This is a genomic window from Micromonospora sp. MGP-C2 (assembly GCF_057766525.1).
Genome location: NZ_JBYMEN010000002.1, coordinates 4,697,350 through 4,713,476, shown reverse-complemented (window position 1 = coordinate 4,713,476; position 16,127 = coordinate 4,697,350). Strand labels below are relative to the sequence as shown.

At 71.7% G+C, this 16,127-nt stretch carries 14 protein-coding genes and 1 pseudogene; 4 read left to right on the top strand and 11 right to left on the bottom strand.

All coding sequences use genetic code 11. The features are described 5' to 3' along the window. Positions 1 to 5 precede the first annotated feature (5 nt). A complete protein-coding gene (locus AC3CF1_RS21635; protein ID WP_354982989.1) occupies positions 6 to 1,322 on the top strand; it encodes a D-arabinono-1,4-lactone oxidase in 1,317 nt (438 codons plus the stop codon). Between the two features lie 126 nt (positions 1,323 to 1,448). On the opposite strand, the gene topA is transcribed toward AC3CF1_RS21635, so the two are convergent. The 6 genes from topA to AC3CF1_RS21605 form a co-directional block, all read right to left on the bottom strand. Continuing rightward, positions 1,449 to 4,292, bottom strand: a complete 2,844-nt coding sequence (topA, locus tag AC3CF1_RS21630) for a type I DNA topoisomerase (protein WP_355161162.1) — start codon at positions 4,290 to 4,292, stop codon at positions 1,449 to 1,451. Positions 4,293 to 4,753: 461 nt separating this feature from the next. Continuing rightward, positions 4,754 to 5,485 carry a hypothetical protein gene (locus AC3CF1_RS21625; protein WP_355161160.1) on the bottom strand — a complete coding sequence of 244 codons (732 nt, stop codon included), beginning with the start codon at positions 5,483 to 5,485 and terminating at the stop codon, positions 4,754 to 4,756. Next, positions 5,476 to 6,018: a hypothetical protein gene (locus AC3CF1_RS21620; RefSeq protein WP_088951173.1), complete on the bottom strand. Its 543-nt coding sequence runs from the start codon at positions 6,016 to 6,018 to the stop codon at positions 5,476 to 5,478. The genes AC3CF1_RS21625 and AC3CF1_RS21620 overlap by 10 nt, the downstream gene beginning before the upstream one ends. Before the next feature lie 102 nt (positions 6,019 to 6,120). Next, positions 6,121 to 8,481: a sodium-translocating pyrophosphatase gene (locus tag AC3CF1_RS21615; RefSeq protein ID WP_354982986.1), complete on the bottom strand. Its 2,361-nt coding sequence runs from the start codon at positions 8,479 to 8,481 to the stop codon at positions 6,121 to 6,123. 315 nt (positions 8,482 to 8,796) lie between these two features. Next, a complete protein-coding gene (locus AC3CF1_RS21610) occupies positions 8,797 to 9,231 on the bottom strand; it encodes an ATP-binding protein (RefSeq protein ID WP_172862142.1) in 435 nt (144 codons plus the stop codon). Further along, positions 9,231 to 9,587 carry an STAS domain-containing protein gene (locus AC3CF1_RS21605; RefSeq protein ID WP_088951170.1) on the bottom strand — a complete coding sequence of 119 codons (357 nt, stop codon included), beginning with the start codon at positions 9,585 to 9,587 and terminating at the stop codon, positions 9,231 to 9,233. Before AC3CF1_RS21605 ends, AC3CF1_RS21610 begins: the two co-directional genes overlap by 1 nt. Before the next feature lie 188 nt (positions 9,588 to 9,775). Between AC3CF1_RS21605 and AC3CF1_RS21600 the strand changes: the two genes are divergently transcribed. The 3 genes from AC3CF1_RS21600 (at position 9,776) to AC3CF1_RS21590 (ending at position 13,177) form a co-directional block, all read left to right on the top strand. Beyond that, on the top strand, positions 9,776 to 12,148 hold the full coding sequence (locus tag AC3CF1_RS21600) for a DEAD/DEAH box helicase (protein ID WP_488452117.1): 2,373 nt from the start codon (positions 9,776 to 9,778) through the stop codon (positions 12,146 to 12,148). Between the two features lie 98 nt (positions 12,149 to 12,246). Further along, positions 12,247 to 12,456, top strand: a complete 210-nt coding sequence (locus tag AC3CF1_RS21595; RefSeq protein WP_088951168.1) for a hypothetical protein — start codon at positions 12,247 to 12,249, stop codon at positions 12,454 to 12,456. A gap of 142 nt (positions 12,457 to 12,598) precedes the next feature. Then, positions 12,599 to 13,177 carry an LURP-one-related family protein gene (locus tag AC3CF1_RS21590; protein ID WP_088951167.1) on the top strand — a complete coding sequence of 193 codons (579 nt, stop codon included), beginning with the start codon at positions 12,599 to 12,601 and terminating at the stop codon, positions 13,175 to 13,177. A gap of 144 nt (positions 13,178 to 13,321) precedes the next feature. Here AC3CF1_RS21590 and AC3CF1_RS21585 read toward each other — a convergent pair whose 3' ends face one another. The 5 genes and pseudogenes from AC3CF1_RS21585 to AC3CF1_RS21565 form a co-directional block, all read right to left on the bottom strand. Beyond that, the gene (locus AC3CF1_RS21585; RefSeq protein WP_488451138.1) at positions 13,322 to 13,729 is read right to left on the bottom strand and encodes an Rv3654c family TadE-like protein; all 408 of its coding nucleotides are present in this window, start codon (positions 13,727 to 13,729) and stop codon (positions 13,322 to 13,324) included. Further along, the gene (locus AC3CF1_RS21580) at positions 13,729 to 14,133 is read right to left on the bottom strand and encodes a TadE family type IV pilus minor pilin (RefSeq protein ID WP_488452115.1); all 405 of its coding nucleotides are present in this window, start codon (positions 14,131 to 14,133) and stop codon (positions 13,729 to 13,731) included. Before AC3CF1_RS21580 ends, AC3CF1_RS21585 begins: the two co-directional genes overlap by 1 nt. Positions 14,134 to 14,171: 38 nt before the next feature. Further along, entirely contained in the window at positions 14,172 to 14,339 is a 168-nt protein-coding gene (locus AC3CF1_RS21575) for a DUF4244 domain-containing protein (RefSeq protein ID WP_081883916.1), read from the bottom strand. Positions 14,340 to 14,362: 23 nt separating this feature from the next. After that, the gene (locus tag AC3CF1_RS21570) at positions 14,363 to 15,004 is read right to left on the bottom strand and encodes a type II secretion system F family protein (RefSeq protein ID WP_488451137.1); all 642 of its coding nucleotides are present in this window, start codon (positions 15,002 to 15,004) and stop codon (positions 14,363 to 14,365) included. Next, positions 15,001 to 15,702 (bottom strand): annotated as a pseudogene (locus tag AC3CF1_RS21565) (type II secretion system F family protein); the annotation flags it as partial. The pseudogene AC3CF1_RS21565 and the gene AC3CF1_RS21570, both read right to left, overlap by 4 nt. Positions 15,703 to 16,127 lie beyond the last annotated feature (425 nt).

The window sequence follows — 16,127 nt, the reverse complement described above, 5'->3', positions numbered from 1 at the left end:
CGCGCATGGCCGGCACCGCATCGCTCACCGCCAAATGGTCCAACTGGGCCGGCAACCAGCGTGGCAGCGCCACCGCCATCCTGCGCCCCGGCTCGCCGACCGAGGTCGCGGAAGCTGTCCGATCGGTCGCGGCCGACGGCGGTCGGATCCGGGTCACCGGCAGCGGCCACTCCTTCACCGCGGTCGCGCTCGCCGACGACCGCCGGATGGAACTGTCCGAGCTGGACAGCACCGTCAGCGTCGATGTCGCCCACCGACTGGTCACCGTACCGGCCGGAATGACTCTGCACGCGCTCAACGGCCTGCTCGCCCGACACGGCCTCGCGCTGCCCAACCTCGGGGACATCGACGCCCAGACAGTCGCCGGGGCGATCTCCACGGGCACCCACGGCACCGGCGTCGGCTACGGGTGCCTGTCCACCTTCGTCGAGGCGATCACCCTGGTCACCGGCACCGGCGAGGTGCTGCGCTGCTCCGCCGACGAGAACCCCGACGTCCTCGCCGCCGCACGGGTGTCACTCGGCGCGCTCGGCGTCCTGGTCGAGGTCACCCTGCGCTGCGTGGACGCCTTCGTCCTGCACGCCCACGAACGCCCGGCCGAGATGGCCGACGTGCTCGGCGACCTGCCCACCCTGATCGGCGGGCACGACCACGTCGAGTTCTACTGGTTCCCCTACACCTCCCGGGTGCAGGTCAAGACCAACGACCGGGTCCCCGCCAACGACCGGCCACTGCCCCGCTGGCGCGGCTGGTTGGACGACGACTTCCTGTCCAACACCGTCTTCGCGGGTGCGTGCCGACTCGGCCGGGCCGTGCCCGCGCTGGCACCGGGGATCAGCGCGGTCTCCGCCCGCGCCCTGACCGAACGCCACTACACCGGCCGCTCCGACCGGGTGTTCTGCACCCCGCGCCGGGTCCGCTTCGTGGAGATGGAGTACGGCCTGCCCCGCGAGGCGCTGCCCGAGGCGCTCGCCGCCCTCCGGCGGATCGTGGAGGGGCTGCCGTTCAAGGTGCTCTTCCCGGTGGAGGTGCGATTCACCGCCGCCGACGACATCTGGCTCTCCCACGGCTACGGGCGGGACAACGCCTACATCGCCGTGCACCAGTACGTCGGCATGCCCTACGAGCCGTACTTCCAGGCCTTCGAGAAGGTGGCCGCCGAGCTGGGCGGTCGTCCACACTGGGGCAAGCTGCACTACCGTGACGCCGCCTCGCTGGCCGACGCGTACCCCCGCTTCGCGGACTTCCAGGCCGTCCGCGACCGGCTGGACCCGCACCGGGTCTTCACCAACCCGCACCTGACCCACGTCCTCGGAGTCTGACGGCCAGCCGGGTGCGTTTGATCGACTCGGCTTCCCGGAAGTCGGGGTATCAGCATGCTTCGGATACCCCGATTTCCCGGGAAGCGAGTGGATCTTCGGTCGGGTGTGAGCGGACTTGGCGCGGGGTCACTCCGTGCTGGTGGCCGCCTTGCGCGGGGCGGCCTTCTTCGCCGGGGCCTTCTTGGCCGCAGCCTTGGTGGTCGTCGCCTTGGCCGTCGTGGTCTTCTTCGCGGCCGTGGACTTGCTGGCAGCAGCCGTCTTCTTCGTCGCCGTGGCCTTCTTGGCAGGGGCCTTCTTCGCCGCCGCCTTCTTCTTCGGCGCCGGGCCCTTCGCCCGCTTCTCGGCGAGCATCTCCGATGCTTCCTCGATGGTCAGCGCCTCGGGAGTCTGCCCGCGCCGCAGCGACGCGTTGAACTCCCCGTCGGTGACGTACGGGCCGAACCGACCGTCCTTGATCACCATCGGCTTCTCGGTCGCCGGGTCCACGCCCATCTCGCGCAGCGGCGGCGCCGCCGCCCGCCGTCCACGCGCCTTCGGGGCGGCCAGCAGAGCCAGCGCCTCGTCCAGCGTGACGGTGAACATCTTGTCCTCGGAGTCCAGCGAACGGAACTCCTCACCCTGCTTGACGTACGGGCCGTAGCGGCCGTTGTTGGCGAAGACCTCGACGCCGTCCGGCGCGACACCGATCAGCCGGGGAAGGCTGAGCAGCTTGAGCGCCTCCTCCAGGGTCAGCGAGTCCGGCGTCTGCGTCCGCAGGAGCGACGACTTCCGCTCACCGCTGGACACGTACGGGCCGAACCGGCCGGACTTGAGCACGATCGGCTCGCCGGTCGCGGGGTCGTCGCCGAGCTTGCGCTCCCCGCTGCCGCCGAGGAACAGCTCGTGCACCTTCTCCGGCGTCAGCTCGTCCGGGGCCAGGCCCTCGGGGATCGGCGCCCGGTCACCCTGGGAGCCGCCCTCCTCGCCCTCGGCAGCCGGTGCCGGCTGCTCACCGCCGGGCAGTTCCCGTTGCAGGTACGGCCCGTACCGGCCGACGCGCACCACGACCTCGCGGCCGTCGTCGTCGGTGAAGAGCGGGATGGAGTTGACGCTGCGGGCGTCGATGTCGCTGAGGTTCTCGGTGACCAGCTTCTTGAGCCCACCGGAGCGGGCGATGTCCTGGTCGCCGGCACCGTTGGAGCTGCCGAAGTAGAACGCGGTGAGGAAGTCGACAGCGGCGTGGTCGCCGCCGGCGATCTCGTCCAGCTCGTTTTCCATAGTGGCGGTGAAGTCGTAGTCGATGAGCCGGGGGTAGTGCCGCTCCATCAGCCCGATCACCGCGAAGGCCAGGAAGGTCGGGATCATCGCCTGGCCGCGCTTGGTGACGTACCCCCGGTCCTGGATCGTCTGCATGATCGACGCGTAGGTCGACGGGCGACCGATGCCCAGCTCTTCCAGGGCCTTGACCAGCGACGCTTCGGTGTAGCGCGACGGCGGCTGGGTGTGGTGGCCCTGCGCGGCCAGCTCGTCGGCGGTCAGCGGCTGGTCCTTGACCAGGGTCGGCAGCCGGCGCTCGGCGTCCTCGGCCTCGGCGTTCTCGTCGTCGCTGGACTCGACGTACGCGCGCAGAAAGCCCGGGTCCGTGATCGTCTTGCCGGTCGCGCCGAAGTCGGCTTCCTCCTGGGAGGTGGAGACCGCCCGGATCCGCACCGAGACGCTGGAGCCGACCGCGTCGGTCATCTGCGAGGCGATGGTCCGCCGCCAGATCAGCTCGTAGAGCTTGAACTCCTCGGTCGACAGCTCCTTGGCCACCTCACCCGGGGTGCGGAAGTTGTCCCCCGCCGGGCGGATCGCCTCGTGTGCCTCCTGCGCGTTCTTCACCTTGCCGGTGTAGCGACGCGGCTCCGGCGGCACACTGCGCTCGCCGTACAGCTCGACGATCTGCCGGCGGGCCGCCGAGATGGCGGTCTCCGACAGGTTCACCGAGTCGGTACGCATATAGGTGATGTAGCCGTTCTCGTACAGCCGCTGCGCGGTGCGCATCGTCTGCTGCGAGGACAGGCGCAGCTTGCGGGCCGCCTCCTGCTGGAGGGTCGAGGTGATGAACGGCGCGTACGGGCGGCGACGGTAGGGCTTCTCCTCGACCCGGGTGACGGTGAACGGCCGTCCGTCGAGTCGGGCCGCGAGACCCCGGGCACCACTCTCGTCGAGGTGGACCACCCCGGCGCCGGGCCGGACCCGACCGGTCGTCGGCTCGAAGTCCTTACCGGTGGCGATCCGGTCGCCGTTCAACGCGATCAGCGTGGCGTTGAAGGCGCGCGGGCCCTCGCCGGCGTTAGCCACGGCGAGGGTGGCCAGGATGTCCCAGTACTCGGCGGTGCGGAAAGCCATCCGCTGCCGCTCCCGCTCGACCACGATGCGGGTCGCCACGGACTGCACCCGGCCGGCCGAGAGCCTCGGCATGACCTTCTTCCACAGCACCGGGGAGACCTCGTAGCCGTAGAGCCGGTCGAGGATCCGCCGGGCCTCCTGGGCGTCGACCAGGTCGCGGTCGATCTCCCGGGGGTTGGCCACGGCCGCCTGGATCGCCGGCTTGGTGATCTCGTGGAAGACCATCCGCTTGACCGGGACCTTGGGCTTGAGCGTCTCGACCAGGTGCCAGGCGATCGCCTCGCCCTCGCGGTCCTCATCCGTCGCCAGGAAGATCTCGTCGACTTCCTTGGCCAGCTTCACCAGCTTGCTGATCTGCTGCCTGCGGTCGGCGGAGACGACGTAGAGCGCCTGGAAGCCGTTGTCCACGTCCACCCCGAGACGGGCCCAGGGCTCCTTCTTGTATTTGGCCGGCACATCGGCGGCGTTGCGCGGCAGGTCGCGGACGTGACCGAAGCTGGCCTCCACGACGTACCCCGGGCCAAGGTAGCCCGAGATCGTCTTGGCCTTCGCCGGTGACTCGACGATGACCAGACGGGTGGTTCCAGCTTCGCTTGGCACGTCTCTCCCCGACCTCACTCCTGCTCGTGGCCTTCCGGCGCCCGGACAGCGACCGCTTTCGACCCCCGCCGTCGCACCGGCGGTCCGGATGTCCAACGTAACGCGCCGCCCGCGTTTCGGGTTTCGCGGGCCGCAATCCGCTTCAACGCGGCGGTGGACGCCGCCTCGCCGCGTTCGGCACTGCCGGACGGCGCCACCGTACACCGTGGGTAGGGCTCGAAGCGGGTCACTGTGACGATGGCGGACTGACGGCGGAGGTCCGACCCGCCCGTTTTCCGCCTGGATCAACCCGCCAGCTGTCCGGGACCGGACACCGGAAGCGCACGCCCCGCCACGCCCCGCCCCCGTCGATCATGGACTTATGGTGGGCGTTTTAACCCCCGACGAGAAGTACGTCCACCACCACAACTCCAAGATCGACGAGGCGGTGCGGGGCGGATCAAGATCGAGGCAGGGCGGGGTTAGGACGGCCAGGCTTCTGGCGGTGCCGCTTTGGGGGGCTCGCCGACCAGCTCGGCCAGCCGGGCGAGCCGGCGGCGGCCGGTGATCCGGTAGGCGGGGCCACCCTCGTTCGGGCTCAGGAGCGTGCCGGCGAGCCCAGCGGCGGCGAGCGCCACCCCGATCGGCTCCCAGCACTCCTGGTCGTTCGCGCCGAGCCGCAGCAGATAAGCATCCGGCGGCTCCGGCGTCCCGGCGGCGGCGAGCCACAGCCGCAGCCGCCGGCCGGTCAGATGGAAGGTGGCCGGCGGGCGTTTCGCCGAACTGTGCAGCCACGCAGCCGCGAGCGGTTTCAACACCCGGGTGTACGACGTACGGACGGCGTGTCGCTCGCCCTCGGTCGGCTCCCAACTCGCCGCGAGCCCGCGCGCCGCCAGTTCGGCGACGAGCACGTGCACCCGCCACGCGGCGTCCACCTGCACCGAGAGACGGGCGGTGCCCCCCATCCGGACCACCTCGCCCGGCCCGGCGAGCAACCCGGCCAGGTCGGCGACCGTCGGCTCGGCCGCCTCCGCGCCGAAGAAGACAAGTTGCCGCCCCGCGTCGTCACCCTGAGCTGAGCCGTTGCGGGGTGGATCATTCTGGGGCTGGCCGCCGCGCCGCCGCGCGGGTGCGGGCGCGTCCGACTCGGGCGCGGGAAACAGCGCCGGGGGCGGCTCTGCCTTCCCGGTGTCACCAAGCCCGCTCAGCGACACTCCGGCACCTCGTCGAAGGCTTGTTTCAACTCCTCGGAGTTGAGCTTGCTGGTGTCCAGCGCGCTGGCGTCGTACTCCTTGTTGAGGGTCTCCACCGCGGCCCGCACTCCGTCGTAGAAGGCGGTCGGCTCGCCGGTGCCCAACCCGTCGATGGTGTCCCGGGCGCGGCCGTAGGCGTCCCGCATCTTCCCCAGTGAGCTGCGGAAACCGGCGGAGATCGCCTCGCCGTTGTCGGTCTCCGGGACGCCCGCCTGCTCCACCTTGCGGCGGGCGGTCTCGCTGGCCTTCTCGGCCCCACCGAAGAGCCGCACCAGGTTCTCCTTGGCCTGCGCCGGCGTGGTCTGCGCGGTCATCTGCTCGTCGGTGCTGCTGGTCAACTTGCTGATCTCGGAACGCCACGGGGTGAGCGCGCCGCAGACCGAGGCCGCCCAGGCCCGCGGGCTGGGACCCCCGCCGCAACCGGCGAGCACGACGACGATCGTGGCCAGGACCACCGTGAGCTTTCCGGCGGCAGACGCCCGGCACGTACGCATGCGTTGCAGCGTACGGCCTTTGGCCAGGTGTGGCACCGGTCCGGACGGCCGGGGTCCCCGGCCGACGCGGACGTCGACCGGGGACCCTGGGCCGTTGACTGGTCAGGCGTTGACCGTCTCCGGGCGGTGGTCGGTGCTGCCGGCGCCGGTGTTGCCGTCGGCGTCGGAGTCGGACATCGCGATGCCCTTGCGCTTGCTGAACACCACCGACGCCACGATGATCAGCGTCGCGACCAGGGCGATGCCGACCCGCAGGCCGACGTTGCGCTCATCGCCGACGCTCCACGCCACCACGGCGGGAGCGATCAGCAGCGAGACCAGGTTCATCACCTTGATCAGCGGGTTGATCGCCGGACCGGCGGTGTCCTTGAACGGGTCACCGACGGTGTCGCCGATGACCGTCGCGGCGTGCGACTCAGAGCCCTTGCCGCCGTACGCGCCGTCCTCGACCAGCTTCTTGGCGTTGTCCCAGGCCCCACCGGAGTTGGACAGGAACACCGCCATCAGGGTGCCGGCACCGATCGCACCGGCCAGGTACGCCGCGAGCGCGCCGGGCCCGAGGCCGAAGCCGACCGCGATCGGCGCCAGGATGGCGAGCAGGCCGGGGGTGAGCAGCTCACGCTGCGCGTCCCGGGTGCAGATGTCGACGACCTTGCCGTACTCCGGGCGCTGGGTGCCGTCCATGATGCCGGGCAGTTCACGGAACTGCCGGCGAACCTCCATGACCACGGCGCCGGCCGAGCGGGACACCGCGTTGATGGCCAGCCCGGAGAAGAGGAAGACCACCGCCGCCCCGATGATCAGGCCGACCAGGTTGCGCGGGTTCGCCACGTTCAGCGCGTTGAGGATCTCGTTGCCGACATCGTTCACGCCAGCCGTCGCGTACGCGCTGGTGAGCGAGTCGGTGTAAGAGCCGAACAGCGCGGTCGCGGCGAGCACCGCCGTGGCGATCGCGATGCCCTTGGTGATCGCCTTGGTGGTGTTGCCGACCGCGTCCAACTCGGTGAGCGTCTTGGCGCCGTGCTCGTCGATGTCGCCGGACATCTCGGCGATGCCCTGGGCGTTGTCGGAGATCGGCCCGAAGGTGTCCATCGCGACGATCACACCGACAGTGGTGAGCAGGCCGGTGCCGGCCAGTGCCACCGCGAACAGCGACAGCGTGATGGAGCTGCCGCCGAGCAGGAAGGCGCCGAAGACGCCGGCGCCGATCAGCAGCGCCGAGTAGACGGCCGACTCCAGGCCGATGCTGATGCCGGCCAGGATGACGGTGGCCGCACCGGTCTGCGAGCTCTTGCCGATGTCCTGCACCGGTCGCCGGTTGGTCTCGGTGAAGTAGCCGGTCAGCGCCTGGATCGCGGCAGCCAGCACGATGCCGATCACCACCGCGCCGATGGCCACCAACCGGGGGTTGCCGGGCGCGTCGGTGAGCCCGCTGTCGAACTCGCCGAAAGTCGCCGGGAGGTACGCGAAGGCGGCGATCGCCACCAGCACCGCGGAGAGCACCGCCGACAGGTAGAAGGCCCGGTTGATCGCGGTCAGGGCGTTGCGGTCGGTCGCGCGCAGCCGGGTGATGAAGACGCCGACGATCGCGATCAGCACGCCGATGGTGGAGATGATCAGCGGGAAGACGAGGCCCTCCTCGCCGAACGCGGCGCGGCCGAGGATCAGTGCGGCGACCAGCGTCACCGCGTACGACTCGAACAGGTCGGCGGCCATGCCGGCGCAGTCACCGACGTTGTCGCCCACGTTGTCGGCGATGGTGGCGGCGTTGCGTGGGTCATCCTCGGGGATGCCCTGCTCTACCTTGCCGACCAGGTCGGCGCCGACGTCGGCGGCCTTGGTGAAGATGCCGCCGCCGACCCGCATGAACATCGCGAGCAGCGCGGCACCGAAGCCGAAGCCCTCCAGCACGGTCGGCGCGTCACCCCGGTAGACGAGGACGACCAGCGCGGCACCGAAGAGGCCGAGGCCGACGGTGAAGAAGCCGACGACGCCGCCGGTCCGGAAAGCGATCTTCATGGCCGCCTCGCGGCCACCTACTCGCTCCCTCGCGGCGGCGGCCACGCGCAGGTTGGCGCGGGTGGCCAGCCACATGCCGGCGCCACCGATGAACGCGCTGAACAGGGCGCCCACCACGAAGAAGAGTGAACGGCCGATCTTCACCGCCAGCTCACTGCCATCGGTGTCGTGCACCGGCAGCAGGAAGAGCAGCACGACGGCGACGACGACGAAGATCGCCAGGGTGCGGAATTGCCGGAGCAGGTAGGCCGAGGCGCCCTCCTGGACCGCCCCCGAGATCTCCTGCATTTTCTCGGTGCCCTTACCAGCGGCCAGCACCGTTTTTGTCAGGGCGGCAGCGAAACCGAGCGCCACCAGCGCGACTACCGCGGCGATGACGACGTAGGTGACATTGCTTCCGGTAAGGGAAAGCCCGCCGCCGTCGGCGGCCAAGGTCTCGGACATCTGTGTCCTCCTGTTACCGAACACTCGCGCCGGTGAGTGGAGACGCACTGACCGACGCCTGATTGCGGACTCGCAAGCGCGCGCCAACCCACCAGCGGATCAGCGATGAACACCCATACCCGCTGGCTGCGGGATAGGTCACTTGCTGACAACCCGGGTACTGTAGCCCTCCACAGTGTCGGAGGTCACACGCAGGTGCCACCGTGTCGCGATGATCTTCGTCGCTGTGTTATGAAACGAAATCTGATATAGGGCCCGGTCCATGCAAGAAGGCCGCACCCCCTGCTGGGGATGCGGCCTACGAACGGGAACGGGTCAGTGGCCGACCGGCCACACCATCCGCACCTCGGTGCCGATGCCCTCGTCGACCGGGCGCACCTGCAGGTCCTCCACGAAGCCGGCGAGCAGCGCGAAGCCCACGCCGGTGGTCAGCGCCTCGTCGGTGAGCGACTCGTTGGCCAGCTCGTCCGGCGGCAGCGCGGTCAGACCGATGCCAGCCTCGATCGGCGCCCGGTCCACCACCCGCACCGCGTACGAGCCGCCGTCGGACATCTCCACCAGCACCGGGTCGGCCAGGCCGTACTGCCGGTGCAGGGCCACCGCCCGGGTGCACGCCTCGCCGATGGCCAGGCGCACCTCGTCGAGCAGGTCCTCCCGGACCCCGGCACGGCGGGCGACGGCGACGCCGACCAGGCGAGCGGTGCGCACGTGCACCGGGGCGGGCGAGAACGAGAGCTTGACTGTCGCCATCACGCGCCGGCGCCCGCCGAGTCGGCGCTGATCGCCGCGTCGACCGTCGGGTGCAGCGGGAAGACCTGGTCCAGCGCGGTGATGCGGAAGATCTTGAGCAGTGGCTCCTTGTCGCAGACCAGGGCGAACGAACCGCCGGCCGAGCGCAGCCGCTTGAGCGCGCCGACCAGCACGCCCAACCCGGTGGAGTCGAGGAAGTCCACCCGACCGAGGTCGACCACCACGTGACGGGCGCCACCGTCGATCAGTTCGAGGAGTCGTTCGCGGAGCCGGGGCGCGGTGTAGACGTCCACCTCACCACCGACCTCAAGCACCGTGTGCTCGCCCACGGTGTGCGTCGCCAGCGACAGCTCCATCGGTCCTCCTCGCCAGAGCCGTAAACTCTCGTGGGCATCTAACCACTACCGCCTGCGCGGCCTGCGGACGCCAGTGGAGGCTTCCCCTTACCCCGGTGTCCGACTTTTCATCTCCGAACACCAGTGCGAGAGTGCAGGGCGTGACCTCCAACGACTTCAGCACGGCGCATCCCGCGTCGCGCCCTGAGCTGGAGTCGTCGTCCGCGGCCACCGTATCCGCTGTTCCCAGCCCGGGGCCAACGCCGGCCGACCTGCTGCGCCGGCTCCGGGCCCGGGGTGCCGCCGACCCGGTCACCCACGTCGAACGGGTGCCGGCCCGCCCCGGGGTGCCCGCGCCGTGGCCGTCGTGGGCCCCACCGGAGCTGCGCGCCGCGTTCGCCCGGCGCGGCGTGGTCGCGCCCTGGCAGCACCAGGCCCAGGCGGCCACACTGGCGTACGAGGGTGAACACGTCGTGGTCGCCACCGGCACCGCGTCCGGCAAGTCACTGGCGTACCAGCTCCCGGCGCTGGCCACCCTGCTCGCCGACCCCCGGGCCACAGTGCTCTACCTCGCGCCGACCAAGGCGCTCGCCGCCGACCAGCTGCGGGCCGTCGCCGCGCTGGAACTGGAGGGGGTACGCCCCGCCTGCTACGACGGGGACACTCCGCGCGCCGAGCGGGAGTGGATCCGCCGGCACTCCCGGTTCGTGCTGACCAACCCCGACATGCTGCACCACGGCGTCCTGCCCGGGCACGCCCAGTGGTCTGGATTCCTGCGCCGGCTCGCGTACGTGGTGATCGACGAGTGCCACACCTACCGGGGGGTGTTCGGCTCGCACGTGGCGCACGTGCTGCGTCGGCTGCGGCGGCAGTGCGCCCGGTTCGGGTCCACCCCGGTCTTCGTCCTCGCCTCGGCGACCTCCGGTGACCCGTCGACCGCGGCCGGACGGCTGACCGGCCTGCCGGTGACGGCGGTCACCGAGGACGCGTCGCCACGCGGCGGGGTGACCTTCGCGCTCTGGGAGCCGCCGCTGCTGCCACCCGACTCGGGCCCCTCCACCCCGGTGCCACCGCAGTCGACCGGCGACCACGACGACCTTCAACAGATCCGCCGCTCGGCGCTGCGCGAAACCGCAGACCTGCTCGCCGACACGGTCGCCGAGGGGGTACGCACGCTCGCGTTCGTCCGTTCCCGCAAGGGCGCCGAGGTGGTGGCGGCCAACGCGCGCCGGGCGCTGGACGACGCGGTCCCGGGGCTCGGCGACCGGGTCGCCGCCTACCGGGGCGGTTACCTGCGCGAGGAGCGGCGCGAGCTGGAACGGGCGCTGCTGCACGGCGACCTGCTCGGCCTGGCCTCGACCAACGCGCTGGAGCTGGGCGTGGACCTGGTCGGGCTCGACGCGGTGCTGATCTGCGGCTACCCGGGCACCCGGGCGTCGCTGTGGCAGCAGGCGGGCCGCGCCGGGCGTTCCGGCCAGGAGGCCCTCGCCGTGCTGGTGGCCCGGGACGACCCACTGGACACCTACCTGGTGCACCACCCGGAGGCGATCTTCGGCGCGCCGGTGGAGGCGACGGTGCTCGACCCGGCCAACCCGTACGTGCTGGCACCGCAGCTAGCCTGCGCCGCGTTCGAGGCCCCGCTCACCCCGGCTGACCTGGCGCTATTCGGTGACGGGGCGAAGGAGGCCGTCGACCAACTGGTGGCCGCCGGGGCGCTGCGGCAGCGGCCCACCGGCTGGTACTGGCGGCATCGGGAGCGGCCCGAGGTGGACCTGCGCGGGGAGGGCGGCGCCCCGGTCTGCGTGGTGGAGTCGTCGACCGGCCGGCTGCTCGGCACGGTCGACGGTGGTTCCTCGCACTTCCTGCTGCACTCCGGCGCGGTCTATCTGCACCAGGGCGTCTCGTACGTGGTCGACGACCTCGACCTCGTCGACGGTTGTGCGCTGGTGCACGCCGAGGAGCCGGACTGGTCCACCCACGCCCGCGACGTCACCGACCTGTCCGTGGTGTCGGTGCGCTCCTACGTGGACGCCGGGCCGGTCGGCATGTTCCTCGGCGAGGTGGACGTGACCAGTCAGGTCGTGTCGTACCAGCGGCGGCGGATCGCCACCGGCGAGGTGATCGACACCCGGCCACTGGACCTGCCCGCCCGGGAGCTGCGCACGGTGGCGGTGTGGTTCACCCTGTCGCCGCAGTCGTTGACTCTCGCCGGGGTCCAGCCGGCCGACGTGCCCGGTGCGCTGCACGCCGCCGAACACGCCGCGATCGGCCTGCTGCCGCTGATGGCCACCTGCGACAGGTGGGACATCGGCGGGCTCTCCACCGCCGTGCACCAGGACACCGAGGCGCCGACCGTCTTCGTCTACGACGGGCACCCGGGTGGCGCCGGGTTCGCCGAGCGGGCGTACGGGACGGCGTCGGCGTGGCTGCGGGCCACCCGGGACGCGATCGCGGAGTGCGGCTGCGAGAGCGGCTGCCCGTCCTGCGTGCAGTCGCCGAAGTGCGGCAACGGCAACAACCCGCTCTCCAAGCCGGACGCCATCCGGGTGCTCGACGTGGTGTTGGCGAACCTGCCCGGGTGAGCAGGTTGCATGAATCGACTCGGCGCGGGGCACAATGTGTGGGAGCGCTTCCATCGATGCCTTTGTTGCTGATCGCCCCCCGTGCCCGAGGAGAAGCCGTGGCCGACACCATCGCTGAGACCGTCGACCTGCTCTACACCATCGACCAGGACAAACTCACTCTCGACCAGCAGATCGCGCTCGGAACCGCGCTGGCCGCCCTGGCTCAGGCGGAACGGCTGGAGCAGATCAACGAACGGCTGCGCGTGATCCACCAGGTGCTCAACACGTGGGCGCTGCGCGCCGCGACCACCGCCGACGGCCGCTGATCCTCCATTCCCGGTCGGCACGGGCACCGGGATGCGGGGCGGTCGCCTGACCGCCCCGCATCCTGTGATCATCGATGGCGGGGAACGCGACGGTTGTCGGGCTGTGCGAGACTCCGGCGCACGAACCCCCTGAGGAGATCAGATGCAGCTTGACAACTTGCAAGGTCAGCACCAGTTCCACATCCGCCAGCGACTGCGCATGATGGTCAACCAGTACGAGGTCCGGGCAGTCTCCCCGGACGGCACCGAAGGCGAACTGCTGGCGTTCGCGCAGCAGAAGCGGCTCGCCTTCAAGGAGCAGGTGACGATCTACACGGACGACTCGAAGCAGCAGCCCCTGCTCGGCTTCAAGGCCCGCCAGCGCATCGACCTCGGCGCCACGTACGACGTCACCGACGCGGCCGGGAACCCGATCGGCCTGTTCCGCAAGGACTTCGCCCAGTCGCTGCTGCGCTCCACCTGGCACGTCGAGCAGAACGGCCTGCCGCAGGTGACGGGCCAGGAGCGCAGCATGCCGGTGGCGCTGCTGCGCCGGTTCGTCGACTCGCTGTCCTGGTTGCCGTACCACTTCGACTTCACCGCGGGCGGCCAGCCGGTCTTCACCGTGGTCAAGAAGTGGGGCCTGCGCGACAAGTACATCGTCGAGGTGCAGCACCCGCAGATCGACCGTCGCCTGGTCATCGCGATGGCCGTCGCCCTCGACGCGCTCCAGGCCCGCTGACCCACCCGGCCCGCCCGGCCACCCGTTCCTCGGCCGCTGGCCGGGACGCGGCTCTCAGCCCCGATCCCGGCCAGCAGGTCGTCGGCAGATGTCGTAAACGGTCAGCTCCACGCGCTTGTCGACGCACCGCCCAGCCTCATCCCGTCAGCCGCGCGCCGGGCCGGCGCGGGCCGTCGAGGTGACGGCGCGGGTCAGCCCGGGAAGTGGCGTGAAGGCCACCTCGACGGTCACCAGCACGTCGAGTCCGTCGAGGCGACAGCCGACCAGGCGACCAGCGTTGCGGCCGACGATGTCGGCGGTGGATGCGCAGGCCACCGCGTCGCCGTCGAGCGCCTGGGCAGCTCCGGCCAGCGCGCCCAGATCGGCCGCCACCGCCGCCCGTTGACCGGCCATGCCAGCGGCGGCGATGGCAGCGCCGAACATCCCGAACAGCACGAAGACCAGCCCGATCGCCAGCAGCAGGACTGTTGCACCACCACGCTGCGCGTCCGGCAGCCCATTATCGAGTCGCTCAGCGTCCGGTCCGTGGCCGAGGCGGGTTCGACAACCCATCACCAAACTCCCTCGGCGGCGCCCGGCTCCACGGCTGCGACGGCGGTCGCGACCACGGTGACCCGTGGTAGCCGGCCGCCCAGCGTGCGGACGGGCGCGCGTACCGTCGCCTGCACCCGGTTGCCGTCGACGGACACCGTCACCGACGCCCCCGGCGGTGCCGCACGCCCGGCCGCCGCGCTGCCGTCCCCGCCACGGGCGGCGGCCAGCGCCGCCTCCCGGGCCGCGTGCAGGCAGCCAGCCTGCGCGGTGACGGCGTTGACCGCGGTCAGGCCGGCCAGCAGGAGCAGGAGCAGCGCCGGCAGGCCGGCCGCCAGTTCGGCGGTGAACGACCCACGGTCCCCACCAGCGGCGCGTTCGACGAAGCGGGCGCTCTGCTCGCCGTCACCTGCCCGCCCAGGGATGCCCGACCTTGGACCGCGACCGGCCTGCCGGCGCCCGGTCACTTCAGCGCCCGGTCGATGACGGCGGTCAACGCCGACTGGACGTTGCCGGAGGTCAGCACCTTCAACAGGATTCCGGCGAAGGCGACCGCCGCAAGCGTGCCGACCGCGTACTCGGCCGTGTTCATCCCGGCGTCGCCGCGCAGGCGGGCGATCAGTTTGCGCATGACTGTTCCCTTTCTCGATGTGGTCAGAGCACGTCGCCGAGAACGGCGACGATCACCGGCACCAGGCCGGCGAGAATGAACGCCGGCAGGAAGCAGAGCCCCAGCGGCAGGACGATGAGCACGCCGGCCCGGCGTGCGGACGCCTCGGCAGCGGTGGCACGGTCGGCGCGCAGGTCGTCGGCGAGCCGGGTCAGCGCACCGGCCAGGGCGGCACCACTGTTGGCTGAGCGCAGGGCCGCCGCGGTCAGCCGCTCCGCGCCAGGGATCCCGTCCAACACCGACCACGCCTCCGGCGGGCCACCGCCGAGCAGCAGCGTGCGGCCGACCCGGGCCAACCGGCCGGCGAGCGGGCCATCGAGGGCCTCGGCGACGGCCAGCACCGAGCGATCAACAGGGGCCCCCGCCCGCATCGCCGCAGCCAGCAGATCAGCGGCGAGCGGCAGGTCGGCGGCCTCCTGGACCCGCCGCTTGCGCACAGCCGGCGGCTCGATCCGGCGTAGGAGGACGTCCAGCAGGAATGCGGTCGGGACTGCACCGAGCAGCCCCAGCCACCCCCCGACGACCACGGCTACGGCGAGCCCGGACAGCGCCGCGGCGAGCCGGATGGCGTCCGGCCGTCGGCCGCTGGCCGGGCCGCGTCGAGTCGCCGGGGCCCGGGAGGTCATCCGGCCCGTCCCGGTGCCGAGCCGAGCCGTTCCGCCCAGAGGAGGCCCACGACCTGCAGGGCGACCGCGAGAACGGCACAGGCTCCGCCGACCCTGCTGTGCAGGAGCACTGCCACCGGGTCGACACCTATCCCGTACCCGAGGGCGATCCCGCCGATCGGCAGCGCCGCCAGCAACCAGGCCGTGGCCCGGGCACCGGCCGCCTGTGCCGCTGCGGCGGCCAGACCTCGGTCGGTCGCCCGGGCGTCCGCCTCGATCCGCTCGACGAGTTCGGCGAGCGGCGCGCCGGTCCGGTCCGCCAGTCGCACCGCCGCTGAGGTCAGCTGGCGCAGCCGGTCCGACTGCCCGGGACCACCGGCGGCGGCCTCAAGCGTGTGCGGGACGGGCAGGCCGGCCCGGAGATCCGCCGCGAGACCACAGAGTTGGTCCAGCCCACGTCGTCGGATGCGCTCGGTGCGCCGATTCGCCCGCCAGCGCAACACACCCCGTACGGCCAGCGTGCCGTAGCTGGCCAACGCGACCGCGGCCACCGGACCGCCGACCACCGCACCGACGCCGCCTCCCAGGAGGCTGACCAGCGGTAACACCCGTGCCCTCGATCGCACGGCAGGCACCGCCGCGACGGCACTCGGGCCAACGGCCGTCATGTCGGCCAGGTCGGCGGCCGTCACCTCCGCCGGGTCGCCATGGTCACGGCGATCGACGTCGCCGCGCCCCTCGGCGCCGAACACGTCGCCTCGACTGTCCGCCTCGCCGTTGGTGCGATCACCGATCGGCGCCGCGCCTGGGGCGTCGACCCACCGGTCCGCTGCCACTCCTACGCCGTCGATCGCGATCGCGGCCACCGACGTGCCGCCCCCACGTCCCGCGTCGGTGGTCGTGACCTCCGGCACTGCGGTGCCGGCCGGACGCCGAGGATCCCGACGGATCGGCGGACGCGTCGGCCCCGCCGGACCTTTCGACCCCACCGACCCGCCCGGCGCCCCGGGCCAGCTCGGTCTCCCGGTGATGTCCCGGGCAGGCCAGCCGAGCGCCGTTCGTCTCGCGCCGGAATCCGCGCCGGGTTGCGGCTGGTACGCCATGCCGACCGGACGACCCGAGGCCAGCGACTCGCCGGTCTCGT

Excerpts from the sequence above, each read along its gene's own strand:
- AC3CF1_RS21610 (WP_172862142.1), bottom strand. The coding sequence starts at position 9,231 with ATGGCGACAGTCAAGCTCTCGTTCTCGCCCGCCCCGGTGCACGTGCGC.
- AC3CF1_RS21635 (WP_354982989.1), top strand. The coding sequence starts at position 6 with ATGGCCGGCACCGCATCGCTCACCGCCAAATGGTCCAACTGGGCCGGC.
- AC3CF1_RS21605 (WP_088951170.1), bottom strand. The coding sequence starts at position 9,587 with ATGGAGCTGTCGCTGGCGACGCACACCGTGGGCGAGCACACGGTGCTT.
- AC3CF1_RS21620 (WP_088951173.1), bottom strand. The coding sequence starts at position 6,018 with ATGCGTACGTGCCGGGCGTCTGCCGCCGGAAAGCTCACGGTGGTCCTG.
- AC3CF1_RS21570 (WP_488451137.1), bottom strand. The coding sequence starts at position 15,004 with ATGACCTCCCGGGCCCCGGCGACTCGACGCGGCCCGGCCAGCGGCCGA.
- AC3CF1_RS21575 (WP_081883916.1), bottom strand. The coding sequence starts at position 14,339 with ATGCGCAAACTGATCGCCCGCCTGCGCGGCGACGCCGGGATGAACACG.
- AC3CF1_RS21615 (WP_354982986.1), bottom strand. The coding sequence starts at position 8,481 with ATGTCCGAGACCTTGGCCGCCGACGGCGGCGGGCTTTCCCTTACCGGA.
- AC3CF1_RS21585 (WP_488451138.1), bottom strand. The coding sequence starts at position 13,729 with ATGGGTTGTCGAACCCGCCTCGGCCACGGACCGGACGCTGAGCGACTC.
- AC3CF1_RS21590 (WP_088951167.1), top strand. The coding sequence starts at position 12,599 with ATGCAGCTTGACAACTTGCAAGGTCAGCACCAGTTCCACATCCGCCAG.